General features: G+C 73.1%; 3 protein-coding genes and 1 pseudogene. All 4 read right to left on the bottom strand.

The genetic code is table 11. The features are described from left to right. Positions 1-124 precede the first annotated feature (124 nt). Entirely contained in the window at positions 125-844 is a 720-nt protein-coding gene (locus LX15_RS12875) for a class I SAM-dependent methyltransferase (protein WP_253669784.1), read from the bottom strand. A 100-nt stretch (positions 845-944) separates the two neighbouring features. Beyond that, positions 945-5,708 (bottom strand): type I polyketide synthase, encoded by a 4,764-nt coding sequence (locus LX15_RS32445; RefSeq protein ID WP_372502699.1) that lies wholly within the window; start codon positions 5,706-5,708, stop codon positions 945-947. 35 nt (positions 5,709-5,743) lie between these two features. Beyond that, positions 5,744-12,532, bottom strand: a complete 6,789-nt coding sequence (locus LX15_RS12855) for an SDR family NAD(P)-dependent oxidoreductase (protein WP_372502697.1) — start codon at positions 12,530-12,532, stop codon at positions 5,744-5,746. A 55-nt stretch (positions 12,533-12,587) separates the two neighbouring features. Then, positions 12,588-18,356: pseudogene (locus LX15_RS12850) on the bottom strand (type I polyketide synthase); the annotation flags it as partial. Positions 18,357-18,371 lie beyond the last annotated feature (15 nt).

Genomic DNA, 18,371 nt, shown 5'->3' with positions numbered 1-18,371 from the left:
CCTCCTGCACGTCTCGCGGGGGCTGGGGCGGGCCGAGAAGCGCGCCGGCGAGGCGGGCCACCCCGAGCCGTGGTGGGGTGGCCGCGCCTCCCGAGCGACGCGCCGGCCCGATGACCGGTCGGGCTCAGCGGGGCGACGCGCCCGGCGCGTCGCCGCTGTCCTCGGCGGTCCACGCCCGGAACATCGCGACGCACCCCTCGACGACGACCTCGTGGTCGGCGAAGTGGGTGGCGAGCTGGTCCCGGAGGTCCTGGAGGTCGTCGCGGTCGTTGTGGAAGATCCCCCGCCAGTTGAGGACCTTCAGCATCGCCCGCGTGGGCGCGGAGACCGGGACGCCCGAGGACAGCACCGTGCTGCCGAACACGACGCCGCCGGGGCGGACCACCGTCGCCGCGTGCCGGAAGGCCACGCCCTTCTCCCGCAGGTCGCCGGGCACGCAGTGCAGCAGGAAGTTCATGCAGACCGAGTCGAACGCGCCGGCGGGCAGCGGGAAGGGCTCCAGCACGTTCGCCCGCACCCGCTGGGGGCGGTGCCGGGCGAGCCGGGTGGCGGTGTAGTCCAGGCAGTTCTGGTTGAGGTCGAGCAACGTGATCTCGGGCGTGGAGACCGGGAAGGAGCAGCGGGACGGGAAGTACCCGCTGCCGACCCCGACCTCCAGGTGGCGCGCGCCGACGTTGCGGGTGTACCAGTCGCGCAGGGTGCGCGGCGAACAACGCCAGAACAGCGGCGTGGTGCCCCAGAAGACCGACAGGTCGTACAGGGGCAGGTACATCCTGGTGTAGACGGACTGTCCTCTGAGGACTTCCTTGGTGATGCCGCCGTTCACGCGCTCGTCGAAGGTCACGGATGGGCTCCCTACTGCGACTCGGTCCGCTCGTTCTGCTGGTGCGCCCCGCACGGCGGGCGTCGGGACCATCGTCCTTCGCTGCGGGCGCGCTTCGTCGTCAGACTGGTGTGGTGACGGCCACTGTTCCCCGGTCGTCCCCGCCGGCTCCGGTGTCCTCGGCGGCCATGCCGGAGCGGATGTGTCTCGCCATGGCGCGCGGCGTCACGTGGTCGAACACGGCGCTGGTGGGCAGGCGCAGGCCGGTGGACCCGTTGAGGACGTTGCGGATCTCCACCGCGGTGAGGGAGTCGAAGCCCAGGTCCAGCAGGTTCTGGTCGGGCGTGATCCCCTCAGGGGTGGGGTGGCCGAGGACGGCGGCCACGCTGGTCCTGACCAGGTCGAGCAGGACCGCGTCCTGTTCGGACTCGGGAAGGCCGGACAACCGTCGACGCAAGGTGGTCGCGGAGTCACCCTCGGTCGTCGTGGCCGAGGCGGTGCCGGTCTCCCGGCTCCCGCCCAGCACCTCGCGCAGGAACGCGGGTGTCCGTCCACTGAGGAAGGCCCTGGCGAAGCCGTCCCACTCGATGTCGGCGACGAGGACGACCGCGTCGGCGTGGTCGAGCGCCTGCCCGAGGGCGGCGAGCGCGGTGCCCGGCGGCAGGGTGAACATGCCGGGGCGGCGAGGACCGTCGGCGTGGCCGTCGGCGTGATCCTCGGCCGCGGCGTCGTCCCTCGCCCACGGCCCCGAGGCGACGGTCGTGGCCACCAGGCCGAGGCCGTGCCGGTGTTGGGCCAGGGCGGTCGCGAACGCGTCGGCGGCGGCGCAGCTCGCCCGTCCCGCGCCGCCCATCGTGCCCGCGAGGGCGGAGACCAGCACGAACGCGGTCAGGTCCTGGTCCGCGGTCAGCTCGTGGAGGTGGCGGGCGCCGTCCACCTTGACGCGGAGCACGGCGTCGAGCTGGGCCGGGGTCAGCGCTGCGACGAAGTGGTCCTCCGCGACGCCGGCGGCGTGGACCACGACCCGCACCGGGTGCTCGGCCGGCACCTGCTCCAGCACGGCCGCGAGCGCGTCACGGTCGGTGACGTCGCAGGCGGAGACGGTGACCGAGGCGCCGGCCGCGACCAGCTCGGCCACCAGTTCCCGCGCCCCGGGGGCGTCCTCGCCACGGCGGTTGACCAGGAGGAGGTGCCTCATGCCCTGGCGGGCGAGCCACCGCGCGACCTGCGCCCCCACGCGTCCGGTGCCCCCGGTGATCACCGCGGTGCCCGCGCCTGACCAGGTCGGACGGGTGGTCCCCTCACGCGGGGCTCTCACGAACCGGGCGGCGAACAGGCCGGCGGGGCGCACCGCCACCTGCTCCTCACCCTGCGCCCCGGTCAGGATCGCCGCCAGCCGCTCCCGGTCCCGCTCGTCCAGCGGCCCCGCCAGGTCGACCAGGCCGCCCCACGCGTCGGGGTGTTCGAGGGCGAAGGACCGGGCCAGGCCCCACACCTGGCTCTGGACGGGGTTGCCGAGCGGTTCGACCACCGAGGTGGCGACGGCACCGCGCGTCACACACCACAGGGGAACGCCGGTCTGGGCATCGCCGAGCGCCTGCATCAGGGTCAGGGTGAGGAACAGACCCCGGGACAGGGAGGTGTGGTCCGGGCTGGTGCCCTCGTCCAGAGCCAGGAGGGACAGGATCCCGTCGACGCGCGCCGGGCCGTCCCCTTCCGTGAGGTCACGCAGACGCCGGGCCAGGGTGTGGCGGTCGGCGGTGATGGGGTCGAGGACGAGTTCGTGGATCTGCCCGCCATGGTCGACGAGGGCCTGCGCACAGCTCGTGACCACCGCGTCGTCGGCGTGGCCCTCCGGCACGACGACCAGCCAGCGCCCCGCCGCCCTCGTGGGTTCGGCAGGGGTGACCCGCTCCCACTTCAACCGGTACCGGCACCGCTCGACCGTCGGGCGGTGTCGACGTCGCCGGTTCCACCGGGCCAGCGCCGGCAACACCGAGGACAGCATGTCCGCCCGGTGGTCATCGTCCTGTGTGGACTGTCCATTGAGGAGCGCGCCGAGGTCCTGCCGTTCGACCGCCGACCAGAACTCCGGGTCCGGCTCCTGGGTCATGTCGGGGACGCGCGGAGCGCCGGTGGGGGTGGTGTCCGGCCAGTAGTGCCGCCGCTGGAAGGCGTAGGTGGGGAGGTCGACGGCCTCGGCCCCGGTTCCGGTGAAGAACGCCGGCCACCCCACGGTCACGCCCTCGACGTGTAGCCGGGCGAGGGCGGTGAGAACGCTCTCGGTCTCCGGACGGCCGGAGCGCAGGGTCGGGGTCAGCACCACAGGACTGTCCACTGTGCACTGCTGGACCAGGGTGGCCAGCGCCGAGCCCGGCCCGACCTCGACGACCGCGCTGGCGCCCCCTGCGGTCAGGGAGCGCACCCCGTCGGCGAACCGCACGGTCCGCCGCACATGGCGCACCCAGTAGTCAGGCGACGCCAACTCCTCCCCCGTGACCAGTTCGCCGGTCAGGGTGGAGACCAGGGGGATGCGGGGAGCCGCGAAGGTGATCCGCGCCGCGACCTCGCGGAACTCGTCCAGCATCGGGTCCATGAGGGGCGAGTGGAACGCGTGGCTCACCACCAGCCGCCTGGTCCTGCGGCCCGCCTCCGCCCACTCCGCCGCCAGCTCCAGCACGGTGCCCTCGTCGCCGGAGATCACCAGGGAGGTCGGGCTGTTCACGGCGGCGATGCCGACGCGGGACTCCAACCCGGCCAGCCGGGGCGCCACCTCCACCTCGGACGCCTGAACGCTCACCATCGCGCCGCCCTCGGGCAACGCCTGCATGAGCCGTCCGCGCGCCGCGACCAGCAGACAAGCATCCGCGAGGGACAGGACACCGGCGACGTGGGCGGCGGCCAACTCCCCGATCGAATGCCCCGCCACGAGATCCGGACGCACACCCCAGTGGTCGAGCAGCCGGAACAGGGCGACCTCGACGGCGAACAACGCCGGCTGCGTGTACAGCGTCTGGTCGACCAACGCCCGGTCGACGCCGTTCTCCGCGAACACGACGTCGCGCAGCGGCACGTCCAGGTGCTGGTCGAACTCGGCGCAGATCTCGTCGAACGCCTGCTCGTAGACGGGGAACGCCCGGTACAGCTCACGGCCCATTCCGGTCCGCTGCGAGCCCTGTCCGGAGAAGACGAACGCGACGCGGTGGTCGTCCCGGGGCGAGGCCCCGCGCACCACACCCGGCTGGTCCGTTCCGTGGGCGAGCCCCGCGAGTCGTTCCCGGAGTTCGTCCCGGTTCGAGGCCAGGACGACGGCCCGCTCGTCCAGCACGGCCCGCGTGGTCGCCGCCGAGTACGCGACGTCGAGCGGGCGCAGTTCGGGGTGGGCACCGAGGAACCGGCGCAGGCGACGCGCCTGCGCGCGCAACCCGTCCGCGCCGCGACCCGAGATCACGTAGGGCAGGGTCGGCGGCTCGCCGGCCGCCGGCCGCTCCCCCGCCGACGCGCCCGGCTCCGGAGCCTGTTCCAGGACCACGTGACAGTTGGCCCCGCCCACACCGAAGGAGGAGACGGCGGCACGGCGGGGACGGTCGACCTCGGGCCAGGGACGGGCCTCGGTCAACAACTCCACCGCGCCCGACGACCAGTCGGCGAACGGGGTCGGCTCGGCGATGTGCAGGCTGCGCGGCAGCACGCCGTGCCGCATCGCCATCACGGTCTTGATCACGCCGCCGACGCCCGCCGCCGCCTGCGCGTGCCCGATGTTCGACTTCAGGGAGCCCACCCAGAGCCGCCGGTCGGCCGGTCGGCCCTGGCCGTAGGTGGCGAGCAGGGCCTGCGCCTCGATCGGGTCGCCCAGCCTGGTGGCGGTGCCGTGCGCCTCGACGGCGTCCACGTCGGCGGTGGTCAGCCCGGCGTTGGCCAGGGCCTGGCGGATCACGCGCTGCTGGGACAGCCCGTTCGGCGCGGTGAGACCGTTGGACGCCCCGTCCTGGTTGATGGCCGAGCCCCGGATGACGGCCAGGACGGGGTGCCCGTGGCGCAGCGCGTCCGACAGGCGCTCCAGCACCAGCACGCCCACACCCTCCGCCCAGTTGGTGCCGGCGGCGTCGGCCGAGAAGGAGCGGCAGCGGCCGTCGGGGGACAGACCGCGCTGTCGGCTGAACTCCACGAACCCGGTGGGGGTGGCGAGCACGCCGACGCCGCCGGCCAGGGCGAGGGAACACTCGCCGTGGCGCAGGGACTGACACGCCACGTGGAGCGCCACCAGGGACGAGGAGGACGCGGTGTCGAGGGTGAACGCCGGCCCCTCGAAGCCGAAGGCGTAGGACAGCCGCCCCGAGATGACGCTCGGCGACGTGCCGGTCAGGATGTAGCCCTCAAGGCCCTCGGTGCCCCGCGAGAAGTACTGGGCGTAGCCGTTGAACATCGCGCCCATGAAGACGCCGGTCTGGCTGCCGCGCAGCGAGGTCGGGTCGATCCGCGCGCGCTCGATCGCCTCCCACGTCGTCTCCAGCAGCAACCGCTGCTGGGGATCCATGGCCAACGCCTCACGGGGGTTGATCCGGAAGAACCGGGCGTCGAAGTCACCGGCCTCGTGGAGGAAGCCGCCCTCGCGGACGTAGGAGGTGCCGGTGTGGTCGGGGTCCGGGTCGTACAGGCCCTCGACGTCCCAGCCCCGGTTCTCCGGGAAGCCGGTGATCGCGTCCCGCTCGGCGGCCACGAGGTCCCACAGGTCCTCGGGGGACTCCACGCCACCGGGGTAGCGGCAGCCGATCCCGATGATCGCGACGGGCTCGGTCGCGCCGGCCGTCAGCTCGCGGTGCCGTCGCCGCAGGCGCTCGTTCTCCTTCAGCGAGGCCCGCAGCGCCTCGACGACCCTGTCCACGGGCATGGTCATGGCGAACTCCTCCCTCCCTTCCCTCACGCCTGGTCCTGGTGCAACGCCATGCGCACGAGGTGTTCCACGCTCAGCTCGTCGATCGTGCTCGTCACCGCGCCGTCCCCGCCGCGGGTCTCCCCGCCGTCGGTTTCTCCGGCGCCGGCTTCGCCGCCGGTGGTCTCTCCACTGTGGACGCCGGAGAGCGCGGCGAGGGTCTCCAGCAGGCCGGACTCACGGACCCTGGCCGGGGGGATCGCGTTCAGGATCTCCCGGATCTGGGCGTCGGTGAGATCGCCCGTGTCGGTCCCGGCGGTCATGCCGTCCATGGTGGACGCGCCGTTCTCACCGGCGTGTCCGAGGAGTTCCTCGCCGATGTGCGCGGCGAGCGCGGCGGAGGTGGGGTGGTCGAAGACCAGGGTGGCCGGCAGCCGCAGGCCCGTCGCCCCGTTCAGCCGGTTCCGCAGCTCCACGCCGGCCAGGGAGTCGAAGCCGAGGTCCTTGAGGGTGCGGTCGGCCTCGACGGCGTCGGGCGTGGCGTGGCCGAGCACCGCCGCGACGTGGCCGCGGACGAGGTCCAGCAGCGCCCGGGCGCGGTCGGGGCCGGACAGGGTGGTCAGGCGCTGACGGAGGGCGTCGGGACCGGACGCGGCGACGCGGTCGGTGGCACGGCGGCCGGGGCGGGCCGCCCCTGGCAGCAGGTTCCGCAGGATCGCGGGAGCGTCGTCGGGGTCGCGCCGGAAGGCGCTGGTGTCCAACCGCACCGGCACGAGCACGGGGTCGGGGCGGGCCACGGCGGCGTCGAACAGCGCCAGACCGTCCTCAGTGGACAGTGGTTGGATGCCCGACCGACCGATCCGCCGCACATCCACCTCACCCAAACCACCCGTCAACCCCGACCGAACACCCCACAACCCCCACACCAACGACAACCCCGACAACCCCACACCACGACGCCACCCCACCAACCCATCCACAAACCCATTCCCCGCCGCATAACCACCCTGACCCCCAGAACCCAACACCCCCGCCACCGACGAAAACACCACAAACCCCACACCCAAACCCACCGTCAACTCATGCAACCACCACGCACCATCCACCTTCGGCCGCAACACCGACGAGACCCGCTCACCAGACAACGACCCCACAACACCGTCATCCACCACACCCGCCACATGCACCACACACGACAACGGATGCTCAACCGGAACCGACCGGATCACCTCAGCGACCTGATCCCGAACAGACACATCCGCCGCCGCGACCCGAACATCCACCCCCATTCCCATCAACTCGCCGACGAACTCCTCAACCCCGTCCCCCGACAAGCCCGACCGCGACACCAACACGAAACGACGAACCCCGTGCGCCACCGCCAAATGACGCACCACCAACCGACCCAATCCGCCGGTGCCGCCCGAGACCAACACCGTCCCGTCGGGGTCCCACGGCGTCGGCACCGTCAGCACGACCTTGCCGACGTGCCGCGCCTGCTGAAGGTGGCGGAACGCCTCCTTCGCCTGGCGCACGTCCCAGGCGCGGACGGGCGAGGTGGTGAGCGCGCCCTGCTCGAACAGGCGCATGAGTTCGCCCAACATCTCCTGGATGCGGCGGGGGCCGGCCTCCATGAGGTCGAAGGCCCGGTAGCGGACTCCGGGATGCGCCGCCTCGACGTCGGCGGCGTCCCGGATGTCGGTCTTGCCCATCTCGGCCAAGCGTCCGCCGGGGGCCAACAGGCGGAGGGAGGCGTCGACGAACTCCTGGGTGAGCGAGTTGAGGACGACGTCGACCCCCCGTCCCCCGCTGGTCCGCCGGAACTTCTCCTCGAAGTCGAGGGTGCGGGAGGAGGCGATGTGGTCGTCGTCCAGCCCAAGCGACCGCAGGGTGTCCCACTTGCCGGGGCTGGCCGTCGCGAACACCTCCGCGCCCCGGGCCGTGGCGAGTTGGATCGCGGCCATGCCGACGCCGCCCGCGCCGGCGTGCACGAGGACGCTCTCCCCCGGCTGGAGCGCCGCGAGGTCGAACAGCCCGTAGTAGGCGGTGAGGTAGGCGGCCGGGACCGACGCGGCCCTGGCGAAGGTCCAGCCCTCGGGGATCCGCGCGAGGTAGCGGTGGTCGGCGACGGCGGTCGGGCCGAAGGACCGGGGGAACAGGCCGGTGACGCGGTCGCCCACGGCGAGGCCCTCGACACCGGGGCCGACCTCGGTGACGACGCCGGCGCCCTCGCTGCCGAGGGTGGCCTCGCCCGGGTACATGCCGAGGGCGATGAGGACGTCGCGGAAGTTGAGCCCGCCGGCCCTGACCGCGATCCGGACCTGCCCGGGTTCCAGCTCCCCGGTGACCTCCGGGCAGGGGACGAGGCGCAGGTTCTCCAGCGTCCCCCTGCCGACGGTGTCCAGGCACCAAGTGTCCGCGTCCGGCGGCGGGGTGAGGTGGGTTGGCACGGCGCGGGCCAGGCGCGGCGCGTGGGCGCGCCCGCCGCGCAGGGCGAGTTGGGGTTCGCCGCCGGCCAGTGCGGCGGCGAGGGCGGACGTGGAGGATGCCTGGTCGTCGAGGTCGACGAGCACGAACCGGCCCGGGTTCTCGCTGGCGGCGGACCGCACCAGGCCCCACGCCGCCGTGCCCGGCAGGTCGCGGACGTGGTCGCCAGGTGTGGCGGCGACTGCGCCGCGCGTGAGGAACACCAGGCGGCTGTCGGTGAGCCGGTCCTCGGCCAACCACTGTTGGAGGAGGTCGAGGACGTCGTGGGTCAGTCGGTGCACCACCGCCGGGGTGTCGGCGTGGTCGTAGGCGGTCGTGAGCGGAGCGAGCACGACCCCGGGAGCCGGTTGGCCGGCCTCGATCGCCGCGACCAGGGACGGCAGGTCGGGGTGACGGAGCCACTCAGGCGGGAGGTCTCCGGCCACTGTGGACCGAGCGCGGTCCTCGGAACCCAGTATGGCCCAGCGTCGCGATCCCGCGCGGTCGTCGTCCGGCAGGGGAACGCCGATCCAGTCCAGTCGGTAGAGGCACTCCTGGATCACCCTTCGGGCCACCGACAGGTCCTCTGTGGACAATGGGCGGCGGAGCAGGGAGTCGATGGCCACCACCGGCGCGCCCGTGTCGTCGCTGGCGTGGACCGACACCGTGTCCGCGCCGGTGCGGGTCAGTCGCACGCGCAGCGTGGTGGCTCCGGTGAGCGACAGCGACACCCCGCTCCAGGAGAAGGGCAGCGAACGGGAGCCCTCCTCCCCGTCCGTCCCGACGGCCATCGCGTGCAGCGCCGCGTCGAGCAGGGCGGGGTGGACCCGGAACCGGTCGGCCTCGGCCCGCTGGGGCTCGGGCAGGCGCACCTCCGCGAACACCTCGTCACCGCGTCGCCACGCGGCGACCAGGCCCTGGAAGGCGGGACCGTAGACGTAGCCCTGCTCGGCGAGCCGGTCGTAGAGGTCGCTGACGTCGGCGGGCTCGGCGCCCTGGGGCGGCCAGGAGGTCAGGTCGGTGTCGGCGCGGGCGTCCGTCTCCCCGCTCGCGGACAGCGTTCCGCTGGCGTTGCGGGTCCATGCCGCCTGGTCGGTGGCCGTGGCCCCGTCGGTGTCCCCGTGGGTGGAGTCGGGTTGGGGACGGGAGTAGACGCGCAGCTCGCGACGGCCCTCCTCGTCGGCTCCGCCCACCGCGACCTGGAACTCGACGGCCCGGTCCGCGTCCAGCACGAGGGGAGCCTCCTGCACCAGCTCGTCCACCCGGTCGCAGCCGACCCGCTCGGCGGCGACCAGGGCCAGGTCGAGGAACGCGGTGCCGGGCGCCAGGACCGCGCCGGCCATCACGTGGTCGGCCAGCCAGGGGCTGGTCGACGGGGACAGGGTCCCGGTCAACAACAGATGGTCGGAGTCGGCGACCGAGACGACACCGCTCACCAGCGGATGAGTCGACAGTGGACGACCACTGTGGACGGAGTCGTAAGAGGGCGCCCCGGCGTTCGGCCCCCCGTTCGGCCAGGCGTTGGTCCTCGGCTCCTCGATCCAGTAGCGCTGACGCTGGAAGGCATAGGTGGGCAGGTCGATCTGGCGGGCGTCCGATCCCACGAGTCCCGCGAGGAAGGCGGCCCAGTCCACCTCGACGCCCCGGGTGTGCAGCGTGGCGACAGCGGTGGTGACGGCCTGGTCCTCGGCGCGGTCGGCGCGGAGCGCGGCGACGAAGGTGGCGTTTCCGTCCTCGCCCAGCGTCTCCGCTCCCAACGCCGTCAACGACGCGGTGGGTCCCAGTTCGAGGAACACGCCAACGCCCTCCCGGTGCAGGGCGGTGATCGCGTCGGCGAACCGCACTGGCCGCCGGACCTGCTCCACCCAGTAGGTCGGGTCGCTCCACGCGGCGGCGTCAACGACCCGTCCGGTCACCGTCGACACCACGGGGAGCCGAGCGGAGTGGAACCTCAGCCGTTCCACGACGCGACGGAAGTCGTCCAGCATCGGGTCCATGAGCGGAGAGTGGAAGGCGTGGCTGACCACCAGCCGTTTCGTCCGGCGCCCCCGCTCGGCGAGCACGGCGGCCACCTCGCTGACCGCCTCCTCGACGCCCGACAGGACCACCGAGTCCGGGCCGTTCACGGCGGCCAGGGCCACGTCCGCCTCCCGCCCGGCCAGCAACGGGGCGACCTCCGCCTCGGTGGCCCGCACGGCCACCATCGCGCCGCCGGGCGGAAGCTCCTGCATGAGCCGGCCGCGCGCGGCGACCAGCGCGCACGCGTCGGGCAGGGACAGGACACCGGCCACGTGCGCGGCGGCCAGTTCGCCGATGGAATGCCCGGTGAGGAAGTCCGGCCGGACACCCCACGACTCCACGAGCCGGAACAGGGCGACCTCGACGGCGAACAACGCCGGCTGCGTGTACAGCGTCTGGTCGACCAACGCCCGGTCAACGCCGTCCCCGCCGAAGACGACGTCGCGCAGCGACACGTCCAGGTGCTGGTCGAACTCCGCGCAGATCTCGTCGAACGCGCGTGCGTAGGTGGGGAACAGGGCGGACAACTCGCGCCCCATCCCGACCCGCTGCGCGCCCTGCCCGGAGAAGACGAACGCGAGACGCGTGTCCCCTGTCGTCGTTCCGCGCACCACACCGGGGCTGGGTTCGCCCAGGGCCACCGCGGCCAGCCCGGCGAGCAGTTCGTCCCCGCCGCGACCGATCACGACGGCGCGGTCGTCCAGCGCGGCCCTGGTGGTCGCCAATGACCAGGCGACGTCCACCTCGCGCAGCTCGGTGCGGTCCTCCAGAAAGCTCCGCAGCCGCTGGGCCTGTCCGCGCAGTGCCGCATCGCCGCGCGCCGAGACCAGCCACGGCACCACCCGGCCACGGGCCGGCGCGGCGTCCTGGCCGTCCTGGTCGTCCTGGCTGGCCGGGCCATTCTGGATGGCCGGGCCGTTCTGGCCGTTCTGTCCGTTCTGGCCGGACTCGGGAGCCGGGGCCGGTCGCGGAGGGGCCTGCTCCAGGATGACATGGGCGTTCGTGCCGCTGATACCGAAGGACGAGACGGCGGCGCGGCGGGGACGGTCGACCTCGGGCCAGGGACGCGTCTCCGTCAACAGTTTCACGGCCCCGGAGGACCAGTCGACGAAGGGCGAGGGCTCGGCGATGTGCAGGCTGCGCGGCAACACGCCGTGCCGCATCGCCATCACCATCTTGATCACACCGGCGACGCCGGCAGCCGCCTGCGTGTGGCCGATGTTGGACTTCAGCGACCCAAGCCACAGTGGACGGTCCGATGGCCGGTCCTGGCCGTAGGTGGCGAGCAGGGCCTGCGCCTCGATCGGGTCACCGAGCCGGGTCCCGGTTCCGTGCGCCTCGACGGCGTCCACGTCGGCGGGCGTCAGCCCAGCAGTGCTCAGCGCGTGCCGGATCACCCGTTGCTGGGCCGGGCCGTTCGGCGCGGTGAGGCCGTTGGACGCCCCGTCCTGGTTCACCGAGGAGCCACGGACCACCGCCAGGACGGGGTGCCCGTTGCGCAGCGCGTCGGACAACCGCTCCACGAGGAGGACACCGACACCCTCCGACCAGCTCGTGCCCGCGGCGTCGGCCGAGAAGGAACGGCAACGACCGTCGGGCGCGAGGACGCGCTGCCGGCTGAACTCCACGAACCCGGCCGGCTTGGCGATCACGGTGACGCCGCCGGCGACCGCGAGGGAGCACTCCCGCTGGCGCAGCGCCTGACAGGCCAGGTGCAACGAGACGAGGGACGACGAGCAGGCGGTGTCCACGGTGACCGCCGGCCCCTCGAAACCGAAGGTGTAGGCGACGCGTCCCGACGCCATGCTGCCGGTGCTGCCCATCACCAGGTAGCCCTCGGTGCTGGGCGTGGTGGCCGTGGTCGCCGAGGTGTAGCTGTTGTGCATCAGGCCGACGAACACCCCGGTCCGGGAGCCGCGCAGGGAGGTCGGGTCGATCCTGGCCGACTCGATCGCCTCCCACGTCGTCTCCAGGACCAGGCGTTGCTGCGGGTCGATCGTCAGCGCCTGCCGGGGTGAGACGTCGAACAGCTCGGGGTCGAACTCCGCCGCCCCGTCGAGGAAACCACCCTCGCGGACGTAGGACGTCCCGAAGCTGTCCGGGTCCGGGTCGTAGAGGGTGTCGATCCCCCATCCCCGGTCGCTGGGGAACGGGGAGACGGCGTCGATCTCGTCGACGACCAACCGCCACAGGTCCTCGGGGGACTCCACGCCGCCGGGGAAGCGGCAGGCCATCCCGACGATGGCGACGGGCTCGCGCTCACCGGCGGTGGCGGCCCGCAGCCGTCGCCGCGCGTCGTGGAGTTCTCCGGTGACCCGGGCCAGGTAGTCGCGGATCTTGTGTTCGTCCACCATGGGACACCTCATTCAGTCCACGTCGGTCGGGGGCGTCGCCGTGCCGGGGCGCTCACTCGCCGAGCTGGTTGTCGATGAAGTCGAGGATTTCCTGGAGGGAGGCGGAGCGGAGTCGCTCGGCGACCGCGTCGGCCTCGGCCCCCTCGTCGTCCTTCGGGGCCGGCGCCGCGGGGAGGTCGGTGGCGCGCGGGAGAGGGCTGGACGGGATCTCCGCGGAGCCCTCCGCCTCGGCCCGGCCGTTCTGGCTCGGCGAGCCGACCGGGGCCGGGTGGTTCGGCAGGAGCAGGGCGCGGAGGTGCTGGGCGAGGGCCTCAGGCGTCGGGTGGTCGAAGACCAGGGTGGCCGGCAGGCGCAGGCCCGTCGCCCCGTTCAGCCGGTTCCGGAGCTGGAGGGCGCGCAGCGAGTCGAACCCGATGTCGACGAACGCTCGGCGCAGCGCGACCGTTCGCGGGTCGTCGTAGCCCAGCACGGCGGCGACGTGGGCGCGCACCAGGCTCAGCACGAGGGCGTCCTGTTCCCCTTCCGACGCGCGGGCGAGGCGGGCGGAGAAGGACTCCCCGCCACTGTCCTGTCCACTGTCGACGGTGGCCCGCCGCGCCGGGGAGCGGACCAGTCCCCTGAGCAGCGGGGGAACGTCCTGGGCGTCGCCGTCGCGGAGCACCGAGGTGTCCAGGCGCAGCGGGAGGACGACCGGCTCGTCGGAGGCGCAGGCGAGGTCGAAGAGGGCGAGTCCCTCGTCGTTCGACAGGGGTTGGATGCCCGACCGACCGATCCGCCGCACATCCACCTCACCCAAACCACCCGTCAACCCCGACCGAACACCCCACAACCCCCACACCAACGACAACCCCGACAACCCCACACCACGACGCCACCCCACCAACCCATCCACAAACCCATTCCCCGCCGCATAACCACCCTGACCCCCAGAACCCAACACCCCCGCCACCGACGAAAACACCACAAACCCCACACCCAAACCCACCGTCAACTCATGCAACCACCACGCACCATCCACCTTCGGCCGCAACACCGACGAGACCCGCTCACCAGACAACGACCCCACAACACCGTCATCCAACACACCCGCCACATGCACCACACACGACAACGGGAACTCCGCAGGAATCGACCCCACCACCGAAGCCAACGCCTCGCGATCAGCGACATCCGCCGCCACAACCCGAATATCGGCCCCCAACCCCGACATCTCCCGGAGGAACTCCCCAACCCCGTCCCCCGACAAGCCCGACCGCGACACCAACACCAGACGCCGGACCCCGTGCGCCACCACCAAGTGACGCACCACCAACCGACCCAACACACCCGTCCCACCCGACACCAACACCGTCCCGTCAGGACGCCAGAGCGGGTTCGGGTGGGTGGTCGCGGGAGTCGTCACCCGCGCGAGCCGGGGAGTCAGGACGGTTCCGTCGCGCAACGCGAACTGGGTCTCACCGGAGTCCACTGTGGAGGGAAGAGCGCTCCAGGACGCGTCGTGGTCGTCGACGTCGACCAGGGTGACCCGGCCGGGGTTCTCCGTCTGGGCCGAGCGCACGAGCCCCCACACGGCGGAGAGGACGGGATCGGGCAGCGCCCCCGGCGCGGCCGCGATCGCGCCCCGGGTCACCACGACGAGACGGGTGTTCGCCAGTCGCTCGTCGGCCAACCAGCCCTGAACCGCCGCCAGAACCCGGTGAATGGTCTCGTGTACGGCGGGGACCATCTCGGTCTCCTCCGCTCCCGACAGCTCGGGGAGCACGACGACGTCGGGAGCGTCGGCGCCCGCGTCCAGAGACTCCCGCAACGCTGGCAGATCGGTGTGATGCTCAAGCACGACTCCGCGTGCGGTGAGGGCGTTGGCTGGTTCGGGAACCTCAGGGCCGATCCACGCCCACCGCTCGACCACGCCGGGTTCGCGTGGCGCGAGCGCCGGCCGAGGCCGCCATTCCAGACGGAAGAGCGCCGCGCGCGTCGAGGCCGCCGCCCGCCGGAGGGACTCGGCGGCCACCGGACGCATCCCGAGGGTCGCGACCGTCACGACCGGCCGGCCGGTGGGGTCGGTGGCGGCCACCGACAGCGAGCCCGGGCCGGTGAAGCGGATGCGCACCCGGAGCCGGGCGGCTCCGGCCGCGTGCAGCTCCACTCCGTTCCAGGAGAACGGCAGTCTGGTCACGGACCCGTCCGACGACGCGTCGGGAAAGCCGACGAAGGCGGCGGCGTGCAACGCGGCGTCGAACAGGGCGGGGTGCAGGCCGTAGGAGCCGGCTCCGCCCGCGCTGTCCGGGAGGTCGACCTCGGCGTGGATCTCGTCCCCCAGCCGCCAGCAGCGGCGGAGCCCCCGGAACGCCTCGCCGTAGTGGAGGCCGCTCTTGGCCAACTGGCGGTAGCAGTCGTCGAGCGCGATCTCCTCGGCCCCGGCGGGCGGCCACTGCTTCGGTCGCGGATCGGGCTGGTGGCCGCCGAGGGCCACGGTGCCGGTGGCGTGCTGGGTCCACGGCTCGTCGATCGGGGCGTCGTCCGCGCGGGAGTGCAGGCTGAGGGCGCGCCGGCCGTCCCCGTCGGGTTCGTCCAGTCGAAGCTGGACGCGGACCGCGCCCTGCTCCGGGAGAACCAGGGGAGCTTCCAGGACGAGTTCCTCCAGCAGGTCGCAGCCCACCTGGGCGCCGGCGTGCAGCGCCAGCTCCACGAGCGCCGTGCCCGGGACGAGGACGACGTCGGCGACGGCGTGGTCAGCCAGCCACGGGTGGCTCCGGAGCGACAGGGTCCCGGTGAACACCGCCCCGCCGGTCGCGTCCGCCAGCGGGACCCACGCGCCCAGCATGGGGTGGTCCGCCGTGTCCATCCCGGCCGCCGTCACGTCCGCACCGGCGGGGGCCGCGTCCTCCAACCAGTAGCGCCGGCGTTGGAAGGCGTAGGTCGGGAGGTCGACCACGCGGGGATCGGTGTGCGCGAACGCCTCGGACCAGTCGACGGTGACCCCGTGGACGTGCGCCTCGGCGACGGCGGTGAGGAACCGCGCCATGCCGCCCTCGTTGCGCCGCAACGACTCGACCGTGAGGACGTCGGGGACGTCCACCTCGTCGGCGGTCTCCTGCACTCCCACGGTCAGGACGGGGTGCGGGCTCATCTCGACGAAGGTCGGGTGGCCGTCCGCGATCAGACGCCGCACGGTCCGGTCGAACTGGACGGTGCGCCGCAGGTTCCGCACCCAGTAGGCGCTGTCCAGCGTCGTGGTGTCGATCGGCTCGCCCACCACGGTCGAGTAGAACGGCACGGTGGCCGGCCGTGGCTGGATTCCGGTCAGCGCGCCCAGCAGGGTCTCGTGGATCTCGTCGATCTGCGGCGAGTGCGACGCGTAGTCCACCGGGATGCGGCGGGCCCGCACCCCGTTGGCGGTGAACGAGGCCAGCGCGTCATCCAGGGCGGCGGCCTCACCGGAGACCACGACGGACCTCGGGCCGTTCACCGCCGCGACGGAGATCGCGCCGTTCCACGGCTCCAGCGCGTGGAGCACCTGGTCGAGGGGCGCGGCGACCGACACCATCCCGCCCCGGCCGGACAACGCCCGCAGCGCCCGGCTCCGGACCGCCACCACGCGCGCCGCGTCGTCCAGCGAGAGGGCCCCGGCGACGTGCGCCGCCGCGATCTCTCCCTGCGAGTGGCCGACGACCGCGCTCGGCTCCACGCCGAAGGAACGCCACAGCGCCGCGAGGGAGACCATCACCGCGAACAACGCGGGTTGCACGACGTCGACCCGGTCCAGCATGGGCGCGCCGGCCTCGCCGCGCAGGACCTTCGTCAGCGACCAGTCGGTGTGGGGGCGGAGGCTGTCGGCGCAGGCGTGGATGGACTCCCGGAACACCCGGGAGGAGGTCATCAGCTCGGCCGCCATGCCCGGCCACTGCGAACCCTGGCCGGGGAACACGAAGACGAGCCGGTCCCGCGTCCCGGCGACGCCCCGCGCCACCCGCTGCCCGTGGTCGCCCCTGGCCAGGTCGGCCAGGCGCGCCACGGCCTCCTCCCGCGACTCCGCGACGACCACGGCCCGGTCCGCCCACGCCGTCCTGGTCGTCATCAGCGAGTACGCGACGTCCTCGTCCCGCGTGTCAGACTCGCGCTCCAGGAACTCGCGGAGCCGCTGTGCCTGTGCCCGCAGCGCCGCCTCGCCCCGGCCCGAGACCAGCCAGGGCAGCGGACGAGAGCCCAGATCATTCTCCACAGTGGACTCATTCGTCGTCCTCAGAGGACGTTCGGGCTCCGGCGGCGCCTGCTCCAGGATCACGTGGGCGTTCGTCCCGCCCACGCCGAACGAGGAGACGGCGGCACGACGGGGACGACCGGCCTCGGGCCACGGGCGGGCCTCGCTCAGCAGCTCCACCGCGCCCGACGACCAGTCCACGTACGGCGTCGGCTCGGCGATGTGCAGGCTGCGTGGCAGCGTCCCGTGCCGCATCGCCATCACCATCTTGATCACACCGGCCACACCGGCGGCGGCCTGCGTGTGGCCGATGTTGGACTTCAACGACCCCAACCACAGTGGACGTTCGTCCGGCCGGTCCTGGCCGTAGGTGGCGAGCAGGGCCTGCGCCTCGATCGGGTCGCCGAGCCGGGTCCCCGCGCCGTGCGCCTCCACGCAGTCCACGTCGGCGGTGGTCAACCCCGCGTTGGCCAGGGCATCGCGGATCACGCGCTGTTGGGCCGGCCCGTTGGGGGCCGTCAGCCCGTTGGACGCCCCGTCCTGGTTCACCGCCGAGCCGCGCAGGACGGCGAGCACACGACGCCCGTTGCGCAGCGCGTCCGACAGCCGCTCCAGCACCAGCACGCCCACGCCCTCGGACCAGCTACTGCCGCCCGCGTCCGAGGAGAACGAACGGCAGCGCCCGTCCGGGGCGAGTCCCCGCTGCCGGCTGAACTCGATGTACCCCCACGGGGTGGCCATCACCGTCACACCGCCGGCCAGGGCGAGCGAGCACTCGCCCTTCCGTAGGGACTGGGCCGCGAGATGCAGGGCCACCAGGGAGGACGAGCAGGCGGTGTCCACGGTGACCGCCGGCCCCTCGAAACCGAAGGTGTAGGCGAGGCGTCCCGTCGCCACGCTGGGCATGCTGCCCACGACGCGGTACCCCTCGGCGCTCGGCGGCACGTGCCGGATGCGCGCCCCGTACTCGCTGTACATCAGGCCGGCGAAGACACCGGTACGCGTTCCCCGCAACGTCGTCGGGTCGATCCGCGCCCCCTCGATCGCCTCCCACGTCGTCTCCAGCAGCAACCGGTGCTGGGGATCGATCGTCACGGCCTCGCCGGGGCTGATGGCGAAGAAGTCGGCGTCGAAGTCGGCCGCGTCGTAGAGGAAGCCGGCGTGCCGGGTGCACACGGCGCCGACGCGGTCCGGGTCGGGGTCGTACTCGACGGTCCACCCCCGGTCGTCGGGGAACTCGGAGATCGCGTCGGTCTCCGAGCGCACCAGCCGCCACAGGTCCTCCGGCGAGGCCACCCCGCCGGGGAGACGACACCCCATGCCGATGATGGCGATGGGCTCGTCAGGGGTCCCCTGTCCCGACGAGGGCGCGGGCGCGGTGTCGTCGTGCCGGCCGAGCAGCGCGAGGCCCAGGTGCTCGGCGAGGGCGCGGGGAGTTGGGTAGTCGAAGATGACGGTCGCGGGGAGGTCGACGCCGGTCTCGTCCCGCAGCCGCTCCCGGAACGCCCGCGCGGCGCGGCCGCGCAGCCCCTGCGCGCCGAAGGCCCGGTCGGGGTCGAGCACGACCGGCTCGTCCCGTCCCAGGACGGCGGACGCGTGCGCGTGGACCAGCTCCAGCAGCAGGCGGTCGCGCTC

It is taken from the genome of Streptoalloteichus tenebrarius, assembly GCF_024171885.1.
Taxonomy (GTDB): domain Bacteria; phylum Actinomycetota; class Actinomycetes; order Mycobacteriales; family Pseudonocardiaceae; genus Streptoalloteichus; species Streptoalloteichus tenebrarius.
This window is presented reverse-complemented; position numbering and strand designations above follow the sequence as displayed.